The 16,984-nt window shown below is 64.1% G+C and carries 10 protein-coding genes; 8 read left to right on the forward strand and 2 right to left on the reverse strand.

Annotated elements, in window-relative coordinates; genetic code table 11:
- The first annotated feature begins 40 nt into the window (after positions 1 to 40).
- A complete protein-coding gene (locus BBX50_RS16435) occupies positions 41 to 1,249 on the forward strand; it encodes a TIGR03862 family flavoprotein (protein ID WP_065776403.1) in 1,209 nt (402 codons plus the stop codon).
- Positions 1,250 to 1,303: 54 nt separating this feature from the next.
- Here BBX50_RS16435 and BBX50_RS16440 read toward each other — a convergent pair whose 3' ends face one another.
- Positions 1,304 to 3,118 carry an ABC transporter ATP-binding protein gene (locus tag BBX50_RS16440; protein WP_065776404.1) on the reverse strand — a complete coding sequence of 605 codons (1,815 nt, stop codon included), beginning with the start codon at positions 3,116 to 3,118 and terminating at the stop codon, positions 1,304 to 1,306.
- A 513-nt stretch (positions 3,119 to 3,631) separates the two neighbouring features.
- On the opposite strand from BBX50_RS16440, the gene BBX50_RS16445 reads away from it, so the two are divergent.
- The 7 genes from BBX50_RS16445 (at position 3,632) to BBX50_RS16475 (ending at position 13,402) form a co-directional block, all read left to right on the forward strand.
- A complete protein-coding gene (locus BBX50_RS16445) occupies positions 3,632 to 4,987 on the forward strand; it encodes an extracellular solute-binding protein (RefSeq protein WP_065783810.1) in 1,356 nt (451 codons plus the stop codon).
- Positions 4,987 to 6,891 carry an ATP-binding protein gene (locus tag BBX50_RS16450; protein ID WP_065776406.1) on the forward strand — a complete coding sequence of 635 codons (1,905 nt, stop codon included), beginning with the start codon at positions 4,987 to 4,989 and terminating at the stop codon, positions 6,889 to 6,891. The genes BBX50_RS16445 and BBX50_RS16450 overlap by 1 nt, the downstream gene beginning before the upstream one ends.
- On the forward strand, positions 6,888 to 8,228 hold the full coding sequence (locus BBX50_RS16455; protein WP_065776407.1) for a sigma-54 dependent transcriptional regulator: 1,341 nt from the start codon (positions 6,888 to 6,890) through the stop codon (positions 8,226 to 8,228). The genes BBX50_RS16450 and BBX50_RS16455 overlap by 4 nt, the downstream gene beginning before the upstream one ends.
- A 158-nt stretch (positions 8,229 to 8,386) precedes the next feature.
- A complete protein-coding gene (locus BBX50_RS16460) occupies positions 8,387 to 9,706 on the forward strand; it encodes an extracellular solute-binding protein (protein WP_065776408.1) in 1,320 nt (439 codons plus the stop codon).
- A 122-nt stretch (positions 9,707 to 9,828) separates the two neighbouring features.
- Positions 9,829 to 11,538 (forward strand): iron ABC transporter permease, encoded by a 1,710-nt coding sequence (locus BBX50_RS16465; RefSeq protein WP_083213705.1) that lies wholly within the window; start codon positions 9,829 to 9,831, stop codon positions 11,536 to 11,538.
- A gap of 20 nt (positions 11,539 to 11,558) precedes the next feature.
- Positions 11,559 to 12,653, forward strand: a complete 1,095-nt coding sequence (locus tag BBX50_RS16470) for an ABC transporter ATP-binding protein (protein ID WP_065776409.1) — start codon at positions 11,559 to 11,561, stop codon at positions 12,651 to 12,653.
- An 89-nt stretch (positions 12,654 to 12,742) separates the two neighbouring features.
- Positions 12,743 to 13,402, forward strand: coding sequence for a histidine phosphatase family protein (locus BBX50_RS16475; RefSeq protein WP_065776410.1), 660 nt, complete (start codon positions 12,743 to 12,745; stop codon positions 13,400 to 13,402).
- Positions 13,403 to 13,521: 119 nt separating this feature from the next.
- On the opposite strand, the gene BBX50_RS16480 is transcribed toward BBX50_RS16475, so the two are convergent.
- A complete protein-coding gene (locus BBX50_RS16480; RefSeq protein ID WP_083213706.1) occupies positions 13,522 to 16,821 on the reverse strand; it encodes an autotransporter domain-containing protein in 3,300 nt (1,099 codons plus the stop codon).
- Positions 16,822 to 16,984: the final 163 nt, after the last annotated feature.

Here is a 16,984-nt window from a genome sequence, read left to right on the forward strand (position 1 = left end):
CGAAGAAGACCGGGATTGGAATCGGGCACCGGGCAAGCGCATGGAGAAGAAGCAGATCGCCATCGTTGGTGGCGGACCAAGCGGGCTGATGGCGGCCGAGGTTCTGGCGGAGCGCGGCCATGCCGTGACCGTCTATGACAGCATGCCGACCGTCGCGCGCAAGTTTCTGCTCGCCGGCAAGTCGGGCCTGAACATCACGCATTCCGAAGATTATGCCACCTTCGCCGAACGCTTCGGCAGCGCCTCTCCACGGTTGCGCGCGGCGCTTGATGCCTTCACGCCCAACGATGTCAGGCAGTGGGCAGCGAGACTCGGGACCGAGACCTTCGTCGGCTCGTCCGGCCGCGTGTTCCCGACGACGATGAAGGCTTCGCCCCTGCTGCGCGCCTGGTTGAAGTCGCTGCAAAGCCGCGGGGTCGAAGTCCTGACGCGGCACCGCTGGATCGGTTTTGACGGCGACAAGCTCGTTTTCGAAACGCCGGATGGCGCAAAGCGCGTCCGTGCCGATGCCACCCTGCTTGCCCTCGGTGGCGCCAGCTACCCGCGCCTTGGATCGGACGCCGTCTGGCCGGCGTGGCTGCAGGCGAAGGGCGTCCGCCTTGCGGATTTTCGGCCAGCCAATTGCGGTTTCGACGTCACCTGGAGCGAAGCCTTCCGCGATCGTTTCGCCGGTGCTGCGCTCAAGGGCGTTACCGCAACCTCCGAGGCCGGGACCGTGCCCGGTGAATTCGTCGTCAGCAAAAACGGCATCGAAGGCAGTCTCGTCTACGCCCACGCCGCCGTGCTCAGGGACCGCCTTCTGAAAGGGGAGGCCGCCAAGCTTCTGGTCGATCTTGCGCCGGGGCGAAGCGTTGCCAGACTGGAGAAAGACCTTGGTCGTTTCGACAGCAAAACCAGTTTTTCCAATCGGCTGCGCAAGGGCGCGGGGATCGAAGGCGTGAAGGCTGCCCTCTTGCGTGAACTTGCGGCCGAAGCCGGCCGCATGAGCCCGCCGGATCTGGCTGCCCTGATCAAGACCCTGCCGATCCCGCTCGTGCGACCCCGCCCGAGCGCCGAAGCGATCTCCTCGGCCGGTGGGCTGATGTGGGACGCGATCGATGACGGTTACATGCTGAAGGCGTTGCCGGGCACCTTCGTCGCTGGCGAGATGATCGACTGGGAAGCGCCGACCGGCGGCTATCTGCTGACCGCCTGTTTTGCAACCGGCCGGGCGGCGGCGCACGGCATCGAGCATTGGCTCAGCCGGTAGGCGATGGATTTTCCGCCGCGCCTGGTGTGGCGCGGCGAAAGGCTTTTAAAGACCCTATTGGTCGTTGAGCACCAGGCCCTTGGTCAGTTCCAGCGCCTGGCGCTCGAAGAGGCCGCGGTAGATGCCGCCGTCGAGGCGGATCAACGCGTCGTGCGTGCCTTCCTCGGCGATCCGGCCGTGATCGAAGACCAGCAACCGGTCGAGCGCCCTGACGGTCGAGAGGCGGTGCGCGATCACCAGCGTCGTGCGCCCGAGCATCAGCCGCTCCATCGCCTGCTGGATCAAGACCTCCGATTCCGAATCGAGGCTCGAGGTCGCCTCGTCGAGGATCAGGATCGGTGCGTCCGCCAGGAACGCACGCGCAATGGCGATACGCTGGCGCTCCCCGCCCGAGAGCTTGACGCCGCGCTCACCCACCAGCGTGCCGTAACCTTTCGGCAGCGCCGTGATGAAGTCGTGCGCGCTTGCAAGCTTGGCCGCCTTCTCGATCTCGCTCTGCGTGGCGTCCGGCCGCGCATAGGCGATGTTCTCCGCCAGAGAGCGATGGAACAGGATCGGCTCCTGCTGGACGATCGCGATCTGCTGGCGCAGCGACGTCTGCGTCACCGAGGCGATATCCTGGCCGTCGATCCGGATCTGCCCGGACTTCAGGTCGTGCAGACGCTGGATCAGCTTGACGAAGGTCGTCTTGCCCGAACCGGAATGCCCGACGAGACCGACACGCTCGCCCTCCCGGATCGTCACCGAGAACCGGTCGTAGAGCGGCTTGCGGTGCGCGCCGTAGTGGAACGTCACCTCCTTGAACTCGATGCGGCCGTCGGTGATCCGGATCGGCTTCGCGTCGGCCCTGTCGTCGATGCCGAGCGACTGGCCATGGATGTCGACGAGTTCTTCCATGTCGTTGATCGAGCGCTGCAGGTTGCGGATGTGCTGCCCGACTTCACGCAGGTAACCCTGCAGGATGAAGAACGAGGTGAGCACGAAGGTGATGTCGCCTGCCGTCGCCTGACCGCGGGACCACAGAAACAGCGCAAAGCCGATCACTGCCGCGCGCAGGATGAGCAGCATGGCGCCCTGCGACGTGCCGTTGGTCGTGCCGCGGATCCAGGTGCGGCGCGTGCGGTCGCGCCACTTGGCGAGAACCTTGGCCAGGCGTGCGTCCTCGCGGCTTTCACCGCCGAAGCCCTTGACCACGATGTTGCAGCTCACCGCGTCTGCAAGCGCGCCGCCGAGCTTGGTGTCCCACCGGTTGGCAAGGCTCGCCATCGGTGCAACATAGCCGAGCGACAGCACGACCGTCATCAGGATGAAGACGATCGACCCGATCCCGATGATGACGCCCATCATCGGCCAGTAGAACGACATCAGAACGGTCGATCCGACCAGCATCACCACAGACGGGAACAGAGCGACCAGCAAGGTGTCGTTGAGAAGGTCGAGCGCCCACATGCCGCGCGTCACCTTGCGCACCGTCGAGCCGGCAAAGCTGTTGGCGTGCCAGTCCGTCGAGAAGCGCTGGATGCGGAAGAAGGCGGCGGACGCGATGTCCGTCATCATCTTCAGCGTCAGATCAGTGACCCCTAGGAAAGTGAAGTGCCTGAGAATGATCGCACCGAGAGAGAGCGCCATCAGCATCCAGAATGCCGCCATCGCCGCATCCCAGGCAAGCTGATCTGCTGCCGCCCCGGAAACGACGGCGTCGACGAGCCGACCCGAATAGAGCGGCGTCAGCACGTCGGCAAGCGTCGACAGCAGCACCATGCCGAGGATCACCGTGATCCGCAGCGGCTGCCCCTTCCAGTGAGCCCACGTAAAACCAAGAACGCTGCGGAACGCGCCGCCGCGCAAGTCCAAACGAGTAAAAGCCATAACAATTGCCCGATGCGCGTGCACCGGCCTCAAATCGAATTCAGAATGAAATATGCCGTGAAAAGGAACCCAGCTTCCGATGCGGCATCATTGGCTTGGCCATGTCCCGCGGAGGGAAGAGGCCAAGGTCAGCGAAACAAAGTCTGACCCGGATGTGACGGAAAGGCGGAAGCGCCTTTCTCAGTCCAGATCAGAACTGTACGCCGCCCCGTAGGGAGAAAGAAAAAGCTGGCATCTTTTGAAACCTCCCTGATTGGTTGCCGGAAGACCACCTATAGGCGAATCGGCAGCAACCGCCAAGTGCAGAAATCTTGCCATGGCGCCAATGGTCGCGGCTGCGGCCTGTTTGCAACAGTCGCCGGAGGTGTCCCTGGGGTTTACGACAGCACCGTCTTCGTAGAAAGTGGCGCCTCGATCACCGGCGGTGCCATGCCGCGAAACGGTGACGGCGTTGGGAGGGACCGCAGGAACCTGACCGACAACGATCGGCCGGTGAAATGCGGTGGGAGTGAATTGACCAGATTCCGGCTCGTTGTTGGCGCGGCCATTCTGCCGCTGATTTTGCTTGGCCTGACTGCACTGGCAGGCGCCGCCCGCGCGGTCGAAAAGCAGGATCTCGTCGTCGTCACCTCCTATCCGCCGTCATTTTTCGAACCGTACCGCGCGGCCTTCGAACGTGGTCATCCCGATATCCGCGTGTCGATCGTTCAACGCAATACGGCAAGCGCCAGCCGCTTCGTGATCGAGAAGACGGATGTTCCGGCCGATGTCTTCTGGGCGTCTGCGACCGACGCTTTCGAGCTCCTGAAGCGCAACGGCAGCCTGCGCCCGATCGCTCCTCGCAACACCGGCGCCCCGGAGCGGGTGTTCGGCTATCCGGTAAACGACCCTGGGGGCTACTACCTCGGTTTTGCGCTGTCCGGTTATGGCTTCGTCTATAATCCACCCCACCTCGCCCAGAACGGACTTCCCGTTCCTCGTGCCTGGCAGGATCTGCTGAACCCCGTCTATTCCGGCCAGATCGGCATCACCACACCGTCCCGTTCGGGCACGACGCATCTGATCGTCGAAGCACTGTTGCAAACCTATGGCTGGGAGGAAGGCTGGGCGATGCTGTCGCAGCTTGGCGGCAATCTCTCGACGGTTACCGCCCGCAGCTTCGGGGTGGCCTCCGGCGTTGCGCAGCGGCGCTTCAGCATCGGCATCACCATCGATTTTCTCGCCAGTTCGCCGGATTTCGCCGGCGCCGGCAACGTCTTCGTCCTGCCGCCCGATACGGTGTTCGTACCGGCAAGCATCGCCATCCTGTCGAGGGCGCGCAACGTTCCAGCCGCAGAGCGCTTTGTCGATTTCGTGCTCTCGGAGCCGGGACAGAAGCTCCTGCTTTCGCCGACGATTGCCCGCATTCCCGTCAACCCCACGCTCAGCAGCGGGCTGCTGCCACCCGAGGACGGCGCGCGCCTGTTGAAATCCGGCGGCTTCGACGCTGCCCTGTCGGCGCGCAGATACGGGCTCGTCAACCTCATGTTCGACGATTATATCGTGCGCCGCCGGGCGACGCTCGCCCGCCTGTGGAAGAGGACCGCGGACCTGAAGGCGATGGAGATCAAAGACGCGCAGCGGCTGAGCATGCTTGCGAGGGCCCAAGGCCTGTTGGCGACGCCGCCCCTTTCGACCAGGGAGGTCGAGAACGTTGCTTCGTCTCTGCAAGGCGAGTGGCCACGCGGCGTTGCGCGTTCCCCTGCACATACGGACCTGGCCAACAAGCTACGTGCACGAATCGAGCAGAATCTGGCGGAAGCAGAAGGACTACTCTCCGCGGCTGCCCGGCCGGGCGGCAATGTCAACTTCCGCCCGTGGCGGCAATGATGGAGGCGACGCTCCAAGCGACTGCGCCGCGTCCGCAATGGCGATTCGGCATCGGTGCCCGTCTTGTGCTCGCCTTCGTCGCAATCGTCGGCCTGGCCGTCGGAGCTTGTATTGTCGGCTGGCTATCCTACGAACGGCTTTCCGGCGAGTTGTCGCGCATGACTGACGAGCAGATGCCGCAGCTCGCCTTTGCGTCGCGCCTGTCGAAGGCCGGAGCCGATATCGGCTCGGTGACCTCAGTGCTTGCCGGCGCCGAGAGCCGCACGGAATACAACGAGGTTCGAAGCACGTACAGCATCCGTCTGGCCGCGCTCCGCGCATTGCTCGAAGAAAACGCAGCGCAATCCAGCACCGCTGCCCTTCTGCCGCTGGCCGAAGCAATCGGCGCGAACCTGAAGAAGATCGATCTGGCGGCCGGAAAACGTTTCACGCTGCGCGAGGCGATGCGGTCCGATATCGACGAGTTGCGCTGGGTGCAGACCGACCTTCTCGAAGAGGCCGATCCGCTCGTTGATGACATCCGCTTCAACATCGAGGCGGAGACGCGAAAAGGGCAGGGCTCGGCGGCCCTTGCCGAGCAGCAGAAAAGCGAAGCACTGCTGACAGTCGTTTCGCAGGCAAACCTTGCGACCGGGCTCATCGGCCGCCTCGTCAACGCCGCGACCGAGGAGGAAGTGCAGGAAACCAACGCTTTCCTCGGCGATAGTGCCGACGAACTGGCGAGCCGCATCGGCTCCCTGGAGGGTTGGCCCGACAGCATCACCGTGCGGCAACTCGCGCAGCGCATTCTCGACCAATCCGATGCCCTGACGGGCATCCCCAACCGCAAGCGCTCGGAAATGCTGCACGCAGCAACGCTTGCCGATCTCGCCAGCGAAAACGGTCGGCTCGTCGACGAGCTCGGACGCAAGATCGAGACGGAAGTGGTGGCGATCGAGGCCAGCGCCGGCGATGCCGCCCGCCGCGCCGCAGCCGCAATCGAGACCGGTCGCAGCTTGCTGCTTGCCATCGCCATCCTCTCTGTGCTTGTCGCGACCGCCATCGGTTTCTTTTACGTGCACCGCAATCTGCTCACCCGCATAAGGCTGCTCGCGAGCGCCGCAGGCGCCATTAGCGGCGGCCGGCCGGCCGCTCCTATCCCGCCCCCCGAGGCCGATGAACTCGGCGATCTCTCCCGCGCCCTCACCCTCTTTCGCCAGACCCGCGACGAGTTGGTCCAGTCGGCAAAGCTTGCGGCCCTCGGCCAGATGGCGGCCGGGATCGGCCACGAGCTCAACCAGCCGCTTGCAGCCCTTCGCGCCCACATTCACAGCGCGGGGACCTTGATCGGCCGTGGCAAGGGCGAGCAGGCCGTCACCAACCTCGACAAGATGAAGGGGCTGACGGCCCGCATGGCCGACCAGATCAGCCATATCAGGCGCTTCGCCCGGCGCCCGGACGCGCAACTGCGGCCGGTCGATCTGGCTGCCGCTGTGCGTGACGCGCTGAGCCTGCTCGAACACCGGTTCGAGGAGGAGGCCGTGATGCTTGACCTTTCGCTGCCGCAGGGGCGCTCGGTCATGGTCATGGCCGAGCCGGTGCGCCTCGAACAGGTCGCAGTCAACCTCGTCGGCAACGCGCTCGACGCCGTCACCGACCGACCCGAGCGTCGTGTCAGCGTTGCGATCGAAGCGGCCGACGGCAACGCGCGGCTGATCGTCGGCGACACAGGGCACGGCATCGCGTCGGAAAACCTGAGCAGCGTGTTTGATCCCTTCTTCACGACCAAGCCGGTGGGTTCGGGGCTCGGTCTCGGCCTGTCGATCTCCTACAACATCGTCAAGGATTTCGGCGGCGACATTGCGATCCTCGACACCGGCCCAAGCGGCACGCAATTCCTCGTATCCCTGAAAGGACCGGAATGAGACCGGAAGCCGACATCATCCTGATCGACGACGACGCCAGCGTTCTTGAGGCCTGCTGCCAGGTCCTGGAGCTCGAAGACTTCAGCGTCGCGCCGCACGGTTCCGTCGTCTCCGCACTCGCGGGCCTGCGTGCCGATAGCCAGACCGTGATCGTCTCGGATGTTCGCATGCCCGGCCACGACGGTTTCGATCTGGTCGCGGCCGTGCGCAAGATCGATCCTGATATCCCGATCGTCCTGATGTCCGGGCACGGTGACATCCCGATGGCGCTGCGCGCCATGCGCGAAGGCGCCTGGGATTTCCTAGAAAAGCCGGCAGAGCCGGTGCATCTGATCGAGACGGTGCGGCGAGCCCGCGACCACAGGCGCCTGCTGCTCGAAAACCGCCGGCTGCGTCTATCCGTCGACAAGGACGGCTGGGAGACGCGGCTGATCGGGCACTCGGCGCCGATGGTGGCGCTGCGTGAAAAGCTGCAGCGCATCGCCGCCGCCGCCGCCGATGTGCTGATCATCGGCGACACCGGCACCGGCAAGGAGGTGACGGCGAGAGCCATCCACGATTTCAGCGGCCGCAAGGGACGGTTCGTCGCCGTCAACTGCGGCGCCATCCCCGAAACGATGCTCGAATCCGAACTCTTCGGCCACGAGGCCGGCGCGTTTACCGGCGCGCGGGAAAAACGCATCGGCAAAATAGAATATGCCGATGGCGGCACGCTGTTTCTCGACGAGATCGAGTCGATGCCGCTCGCCGCACAGGTCAGGCTGCTGCGCGTCCTGCAGGAGCGCGTCATCGAACGGCTCGGCTCGAACGTGGAATTGCCGGTCAACATCTGCGTGGTGGCGGCGACGAAGGCTGATCTGCACGACGCCGCGCGTCGCGGAGAGTTTCGCGAAGACCTCGCCTACCGCCTCGATATCGCCCGCGTCGAACTGCCGCCGCTCGCGCGCCGCAAGGGTGATGTCGGCCTGCTTTTCCAGCATTTCCTCAGCCTTGCCGCCAAGCGACAGGGGCGCACGCCGCCTCCGGTCGATGCGGATCTCCTGGCCGACCTCAACGCCCGGCCCTGGCCCGGCAACGTGCGCGAACTGCGCAATGTCGCCGAGCGTTTCGTCCTCGGGCTCGAAGATCGCCCGGGCCCGGACACCGCTGCGGCAAGCAACGAGACCCTGGAGGCGCAGCTCGATCGGCTGGAACGCACCATCCTGCTCAACAGCCTTGCCAGGCACGACGGTCGAGTGGGGGCGACGGCCGACGCGCTCGGCATTTCCCGCAAGACGCTCTATCTGAAGATGCGCAAGTACAACATCGACGCCCGGGGCGATGGCGACGAAGGGTGATGTTACCCTTTTGACCCCGCCTTGCGGGCCCCGATGTTACCTTTCTTACCCATCTTGATGTGGAAGTGCCCGGATTTCCGGGATTTTCGATCTGGCACGGCCCTTGCTCTCAATAGGACAGCCGCCAAGCACTGGCGGCCTATTGGGAGGAGATACCTATGTTGAAAACCATCGCGGCAGCGATGCTGATGTCGGCTGCGTTCATCGTGACGGCCCATGCGCAGGACGGCGGCAAGGTGACGATCGTCACCTCGTTCTCTAAGGACGTGACCGATCCGTTCAAGGCCGGCTTCGAGGCCGCCAATCCCGGCTTCACCCTTGATGTCCAGAACAAGAGCACCAGCTCGGGCGTGAAGTATATCGACGAGACCAAGGTCAACAACCAGGTCGACCTGTTCTGGGCGTCGGCACCCGACGCCTTCGACAGCCTGAAGAGTAAGGAGCTGCTCACCAAATTCACCCCGTCGGTGACCGGCCTTCCGGAAAAGGTCGGCTCCTATCCGGTGAACGATCCGGACGGCTACTATTTCGGCTTTGCCGCGTCCGGCTACGGCATCATGTCGAACGACCGTTATCTCGAGGCCAACAACTTGGCCAAGCCGGCCGAGTGGAGCGACCTCGCCAAGCCTGATTATTACGACCATGTCGCCATCGCTGCGCCGTCGCGATCCGGCACGACGCATCTGACGATCGAGACGATCCTGCAGGGCGAAGGCTGGGACAAGGGTTGGGGCACGCTGAAGGGCATCGGCGGCAATCTTCAGCAGGTGACCGAGCGCTCCTTCGGCGTTCCGGATGCGGTCAATTCCGGCCAGACCGGGATCGGCATCGTGATCGACTTCTTCGCCTTCTCGGCCCAGGCAAGCGGCTTCCCGGTCAGCTTCGCCTATCCTTCGGTCACCACGGTCGTGCCGGCCAATATCGGCATCGTTGCCAACGCCCCAAACCAGGCGGGTGCCGAAGCCTTCGTCAACTATCTGCTGTCGGAAAAGGGCCAGGCCGTCCTGCTCGAGCCGGCGATCCGCCGCCTGCCAATCAATCCCGCGCTCTACGCCAAGGCGCCCGAGGGCTTCCCGAACCCCTTCAAGGATCCGCGCTTCCAGTCGATGATCACGTTCGATTCCGACGTCTCGAAGAAGCGCACCGACGTTGTCGACACGCTGTTCGACCAGCTCATTTCCTTCCAGCTCGAAAACCTCAAGGGCGCCACCAAGGCAATCCATGAGGCGGAAAAGGCGCTTGCGGCAAACGAACAGCCGGTCGCTCGCAGCCTTCTCGATGAAGCCAAGGCGCTGATTGCTGCCATGCCGATCACCGCCGAGGAAGCGGCGAGCAAGGAGACCCGCGACGCCTTTACCGGCGGCGAGGAGAAGACCGCACGTCAGGCGGAACTGGAACAGAAGTGGGCGGCTTTCGCGACGGAGAAATACGCTGCCGCCAAGGCCAAGGCTGAAGAAGCCCTGAACCTCGTCGACTAACCGACGACAGCGACCGCCTGCCCGCACCGGCGGGCGGTCATGCTCCCACAACATCACAGCTTCGCCGACCCTGGCGCGTGAACGCGCGCCGGGCTGGCTGAACTCACTCCGGAGTCTGCCCCATGGCACTCGTCGCTTCCATTCCCATCAGGCCAGCCGCGGCCAAACCTGGCCAGATCCTGGCCGTCTCGGTGATCGCCCTGTTCCTGGCGATCTTCCTGGTCGTTCCCGCCGGCACGGTGATCTACACCGCCTTCACCGAGAAAGGCACCGGTGCGCTCACCATCGTCAACTTCGTCGACTTCTTCAACACCGACCTCTTCCGGCGGTCCTTCTTCAACTCGGTCTACGTGTCCGGCATGTCGGTCGTCTGGGCGAGCGCCATTGCGCTGCCGCTCGCGGTGCTGACGACCCGCTTCGATTTCCGCGGCTCGCTTGTCATCCAGACGCTCGGCTTCGTGCCCTTGATCATGCCGCCCTTCGTCGGCGCCGTCGCCATGCAGCTCCTCTTCGGTCGCAATGGCACCGTAAACCTATTGCTCAACGAGTGGTTCGGCATCCGCATCCCCTTCATGGAGGGGCTCAACGGCGTCATTTTCGTGCAATCGTTGCACTACTTTCCCTTCATCCTCATCAACCTGTCGACCAGCTTGCGCAACATCGACCGGTCGATGGAGGAAGCGGCACAGAACCTCGGCTCCTCCGGCTTCCGCCTGTTCCGCCGCATCGTCTTTCCGCTCGCCATGCCCGGCTATCTCGCCGGTGCGTCGCTGGTCTTCGTCAAGGTCTTCGACGATCTGGCGACACCGCTGCTTCTCAACGTCAAGGACATGCTGGCGCCGCAGGCCTATCTGCGTGTCACCTCGGTCGGCCTTACCGACCCGATGGGCTATGTCATTTCGGTCATCCTGATCGCCGTCTCGATCTTTGCCATGTGGCTGTCGGCGGTCGCGATGCGCGGCAAGGATTACTCGACGGTGCAGCGTGGCGGCGGCGGCCTCTCGAGGCGCAAGCTCAGCCGTGGCGAGAGCGTGATTGCCTATGGCGTCGTCGCGCTAATCCTGCTGCTCGTGCTGTCGCCGCATATCGGCCTGCTGCTGCTTTCCTTCGCAACCGTCTGGTCGTTCAGCCCGCTGCCTGACGCCTATACCGTCGCGCATTACGGCCGCGTCTTCGGCGAAAGCTCGCTCTACATCAAGAACACGTTGATCTATGCGAGCCTCGCCGGCCTGATCGACGTGGTCATCGGCGGCGCCATCGCCTATCTGGTACTGCGCACCAAGGTCATCGGCCGTCGCTGGCTCGACTGGGCGGCAACGGCAGCGCTCGCCATCCCCGGCGTCGTCCTCGGTATCGGCTATCTCCGTACCTTCTACGGCATCACGCTGCCTGATGGTACGCCGCTCGCAACACTCTGGGTCATGGTGGTGCTGGCGCTCGCCATCCGCCGCCTGCCCTATGCGCTGCGCGCTTGCTACGCAGCCCTGCAGCAGGTGTCGGAATCGCTGGAAGAAGCGGCGGAGAACCTCGGCGCGACCAAGCAGCGGACCATCCGCCGCATCGTTCTGCCCTTGATGACGGGCGGCCTGCTGGCCGGTTTCGTCACCAGCTTTTCGACCGCTGCGGTCGAATTGTCGGCAACGCTGATGCTGATCCAGAGCAATTCGGACGCGCCGATCGCCTACGGGCTCTACGTCTTCATGCAATCGCCGGCCGGTCGCGGCCCAGGCGCAGCGCTTGGCGTCATCGCCGTGATCCTGGTCGCGCTCTGCACGCTCTTGTCCCACTACGTCATCGAACGCCGCCAAAAGGCGCTCGGGACGGCGAAATAACTCGGGAGGAATAAATGACAATGAATATCAACAGCGCGGCTCTCGCCGCCGGCCCCGCCAAGGCGATCAGCATCCGCGACGTCAATCTCTACTACGGCGCGCTGCACGTGCTGAAGGACATCAACCTCGAAATCCAGCCGGGCGAATTCTTCGCCTTCCTCGGTCCGTCCGGCTGCGGCAAGACCACACTTCTAAGGCTGATCGCCGGTTTCAATAATGCCCGAAAGGGCAAGGTCGTCATCGGCGGAGAGGACGTGCTCGACATGCCGCCGTGGAAGCGCGACATCGGCATGGTGTTCCAGTCCTACGCGCTCTGGCCGCACATGACGGTCGCTGCCAACGTCGCCTTCGGCCTGGAAGAACGTCGCCTGCCGCGCGCCGAGATTGAGCGCCGGGTCCAGGCGGCTCTCGAACTTGTCGGTCTCAAGCATCTCGCCGACCGCCGGCCGTCGCAACTCTCGGGCGGCCAGCAGCAGCGCGTCGCGCTTGCCCGCACCATCGCCATCGAGCCGAAGGTGCTCTTGCTCGACGAGCCGCTTTCCAACCTCGACGCCAAGATGCGCGTCGAAGTCAGACGTGAGCTGCGCGAGCTGCAGCAGCGGTTGCAGCTGACGACGATTTTCGTCACCCACGACCAGGAAGAGGCCAACACCGTCTGCGACCGGATCGCCGTCTTCAACGAGGGCAGCATCCAGCAGGTGGGAACACCGATGGGGCTCTATGAAAAACCCGCCAACCTGTTCGTTGCCAACTTCCTGGGCACCGCCAACATCCTCGACGGCAAGGTGGCGGGCAGCGGTGCCAACAGGAACTTCGAGGTCGTGGGTGGCGGCTCCATTCCGATCCCGGCGGGGACCGAGGTGCCCAGCGGCGCCAAGCTCGTCTTCCGTCCGCAATATGCAACGATCGGGAGCCTCGAGCCCGGCGCCGTCGCCCTCGAAGGCATCATCGCCCATCGCGAATTCCTGGGGGCAACCGTGCGCTACGGTGTGCGGATCGGGGCTGCGACCGTGTTGATCGATGCGCCCTTCCACTCCGGCGACGCTTTGCTCGAGCCCGGAGCTGCGACGACGCTCGGCCTCAAGCCGTCATCGGCACAATGGCTCGCCAACTAAAGAACACGACGCGCGTCCGCCGGTTTTGGCCGGCGGACGCCACCCCTCCCGTTCCAGCCATCGCCAGATCGCTGCCTCCCGAGTTCCGCATGACCAAAGATCTTCCAAGCCTCATCCTCATCCGCCATGGCGAAACGCAATGGAACGTCGCCGGCCGCCTGCAGGGCCGCAAGGATACGCCGCTTACCGCCAATGGCGTGCGCCAGGCGCTCGCCGTCGGCCTCAGGCTCGCCGAACGGATTGCCGAAGGCGAATCCCTTGACTTCTGGGTGAGCCCGCTCGGCCGGGCCCGCCAGACCGCATCGATCCTCGCCGACACCTGGTCGATCCCGTTCGATCGCTTTGTCGAGGCGCCCGCGCTTGCGGAACGCTCCTATGGCGCATGGGAGGGCCTTGCCCATGACGAGATCGAACGCGATCTTGCCGATCAGTATGATGCGCACAGCGCGGACCCCTTCGACTATTCGATGCCCGGCGGCGAAAGCCGGACCGCGCTTGCAGCGCGCCTTAAAGCCTGGCTCGACACGCTCGACCGCGGCCGGCACCACGTCGTCGTCACCCATAGCGGCTGCCTGCGGGCGCTGCGCGGCATCTATACCGCTGCCTCGCGCGACGAGATCCTCGCCTACCGCGAACCGCAGACGGCGTCGTTCCTGCTGGCATCAGGCCGCGAGACCATGCTCGACATTCCAGCCAGCGTCCTGCGCGCGCTTGGCTGCGACGGCGCCGGCCGGACGGTCTGGATCTGATCGGCCAAACGGGAACAAGACCGCTCTTAAGAAACGCCGCGCGTGAAAAGCCACGCGCGGCGTTCGACGTTTCGGGCAAAGGGCGTTGGCGCCCCCTGCAATGGTTCCCAGACGCGCCCTTAGAAGCTCACCTTCAGCTTGGCGTTGACGCCGTGGTCGGAGACGCCCGAGGCGATCTGCCCGGTGTAGTTGACACCGAAGGTCGCAGCCGGGGCGATCTTGAAGTCGATGCCCGCCTCCACGAGCGCCGCGTCTCTGGCGATCGGCGCGCCGCCGACCGTGAAGCCCTGGCCGCCGGCAAAGGCAAGCGTGGAGGTCGGAACGACATCGCCGAAAGCATGGCGCCAGCCGACCGTGCCGCTCAGAACCGCCGCCGTTTCACCGAAGGAAACGTCGGTCGACGTGCGCACGCCGATCGTCGTGAATGTCGTGTCGGTGTTGTCCGAGCGGCCTGAAAGCGCCGCTGCCCCGCCCTTTTCGCGGAAATCGTCCGTGTCGAGGTTGAGATAAGCGAGGTTGGCGAAGCCCTCGAACTCGAAACGTCCGGCACTCGCGGCATAGCTCGCCTCGCCGAAGATCTGGGCGGTGCGGGCATCGTAGGCTGCCGACAGGCTCTCGTCGAAGCCTGGGAACGCGACACTTCGCGTCGTCTCGATGCGGTGCCAGCTGTAGGTCGCGCCCGCCGTCAGCGACAGCGCCCCGAACCCGCCGCCAGCATAGCCACCGACGTGATAGTTGTTGCTGTCGCCGGACGAGCGACGATCGACAACATCGAAGGACGAGCGGCTATAGCCACCGAACAGACCGACGCGCCAGTTGTCCCCAACCAGACCATCGCCGCCCATGAGGAAGCCGCCAACGTTGCGCTGGAAGGCGGCCGCATTGCCGTCGCCGTCCGTATCGCTCCAGGTGCCGAAGGCCTGGCTCCAGAAGGCGAAGCGATCCGTGTCGGCCGCAACGCTTTCAATGCCACCCTCGCCATAGGCAAGCACCGGCGTCGCCTTGGTGCTGTCGTCGCCGAAAGCGGCGCGGATGCGGTTCGTGGCAGCCGTGTTCAACAGTAGGCCATCCTGCAGCAGCATGCCCTTGGTCGAGGCATGGATTTCGCCCGAGAGCTGGTCGAAGGCGAAACGCGCCTGGTCGCGATCGAGGTTGGTGAGGGCGGTATAGGCCGGATTGGAGAAGCCGAGGCTTTCTGCCTCGACCGCTGCCGCCTGCTGGTTGGCCGTTGCTGCGACATCGGCAAAGCGGATATCGTTGCGGCTCAGCGTCAGCGTGACAGTGTTGGCGTCGTAGCCAAGCATCGGATCAAGAAAGACGAGGCTGGATGCGACATCGGCAAAAGTGCCGGTCACGCCGCCCGCTGCCGTCAGGATCGTATAGAGGGTCTGCGGCGCGTAGCTGCCGTTGGCGGCGAGCGCCAGGACCGAACCACCGTTCAGCGTTGCCCTGCCGGTGGCGACGATCTTGTCGCTTTCGCCCTTGGCATTGGCCTCGACCTCATAGGTCGAGCCAGCCGCAAAGCCGATGTCGCCAGCAATGTTGAGTGTACCGATCGAGTTGCCGGGCGCAATCACGCCGCCGTCGGCAATCGTGATGCTGCCGAACGTGCCGATGCCGCCGATCGCACCATCCTTTTCAATGATCAGCCCCGAAGACGAGGCGATCGACCCCTGGACCGAAAGCAGACCGGACTTGACGACGGTCGCGCCGGTATAGGTGTTCAGCCCGTTGAGAACCAGGGCACCCGCGCCAAGCTTGGTCAGGCCGCCGGCGCCGCTGATCGCTTTGTTGACGGCGACGACGTTTGCCGCGTCGGCGACGTCGAGCGCGCCGCCGGCACCTTCAAGAACGATATCGCGGTTGATCTGGTGCATGTCGCGACCGGCAATCCGGAGCGCGCCACCGTCGAGCCTGAGCTTGGCCGAAGCGCTGCCGAGCGCGGCATCCTCCTCGACCACCACGGTACCGCCATCGGTCACCAGCGTCTCGCCGATGAACGAGTGATCGTCGACGCAATAATCGCGGATCGCCTGCTGGAAGCGAGCGTCGGTGCTCTTGCAGTCGAGCAGCGTCTTCTTCTCGGCATCTGTTAGGCCTGCAAGGATCGGCAGGCCGTTCTCGTCGGCAATCTGGCCGAGATAGACGTCGTTGCGCATGTTATTGCGGCTGAGGTTGAACACCTTGCCCTTTTCCGCGAAGGTCGATGCCTCATCCCCCCAGACGATCCGGGTCTTGGCTGCGGAGGTCGCAGGATCGGTATAGTTCTGCAGCACCGGGCCGACCCAGCGCACGGTGTGGGCGACCGGTTCGTGGTCCGAAAGCGGCGTCTTCGATCCATCCGGATTGGTCACGTAACTGACATCGGTGATGACGCCCGAATAGGGATCCTTCGGATCGTCATTGAGCGTCCACCATTTGCCGAAGGGGCGCGACGCCAGGAAATGGTCGATCTTCACCCGGTGCCAGCTCGCCCAGGTGTTTGTGGCGTCTTCGCCGTGCGACGGCCAGGTAACGCTGCCATCGTTGAGCGCGTGCGGCGAAAACTGTTCGCGCTCGTTCGGAAGCTGCAGCAGCTGAAACTGCTTCTTCAGGATGTTCATCGTCTGCGGCAGGTTGCCGGCAACCGGATACATTTCATCGGCAAACAGACCCGAAGGCACCGTCGAGGCGTTGATCGCCGCGGCACTTTTGCCCTTCCACTCGGCGATATAGGCATCGAGCTTCTGGTGGTCCTTGGCGTAGTCGCGCAGCAGGCTAAGATAGAAGCTGTTGCTGGGGCTCTTGACGTAGGTCTTCAAGAGCAGTTCCTGCTGGCTCACCGAATGCAGGCCGCGCTCGGAGACGTCGCCGGCGTTGAAGTCGCCGGTCAAGATGATCGGACGCGTCTCGGACTTGGCCCATTGATTGATGCCCTTGGCCTCGTTGATGCGGGTCGTTGGCGGGTCGTAATAGTTGAGGTGGGTGGTGCCGACGACCACCTGCGGCTTGCTGGCGGTCGGATCGACAACCGTATAGCTCACGATGTCGCCGAGCGTGCTGGCGCCGTAGGTGCCGGGCAGGCGCGAAAACACACCCGTATCGCCGTCCTGGCGTGTGGCGTAGGTGCCGAGGCCTGCATTCTTCAGGATGCCCGGGATGTCCCGCGCGTAGGTGCTGTTGGCGCGGAACTCCTGGAAGGTCAGGATGTCGTAGTTCCCCTTGATGAAGAAGTCCGACATGACGCTCGGGTTGGCCTTGAAGCGGTCGAGCCAGGTGTTGAGCGTCAGGATCTTCATGCTGTCATCGGCGGCGCGCGCCTCGGCCGCCGAAAGCGTCAGGCTCGTTCCGCACAGGAGGATCGCCGTTACCAGGCGAAGCGGTTGGGCAAGGCGCGCAAGTGTCCGCACCCCGCGGAGGTCGTGTCCACGTTGTCTCATTTTGCTGCTCCAATGTCGCGATGCGAACACGGTTCGTCACAAGACCTTCATAGCGATGGTGTTGATGAGCGGAAGTGTTCGATGAAATGTACGATTTCAGACATTAGGCGAGTCAAATGTCAGTTTTACAACATTTGATCGAACATCATAAAATTTCACGCGG

The organism is Ensifer sp. LC11 (assembly GCF_001695835.1).
In the GTDB taxonomy this organism is placed as follows: Bacteria; Pseudomonadota; Alphaproteobacteria; order Rhizobiales; family Rhizobiaceae; genus Ensifer.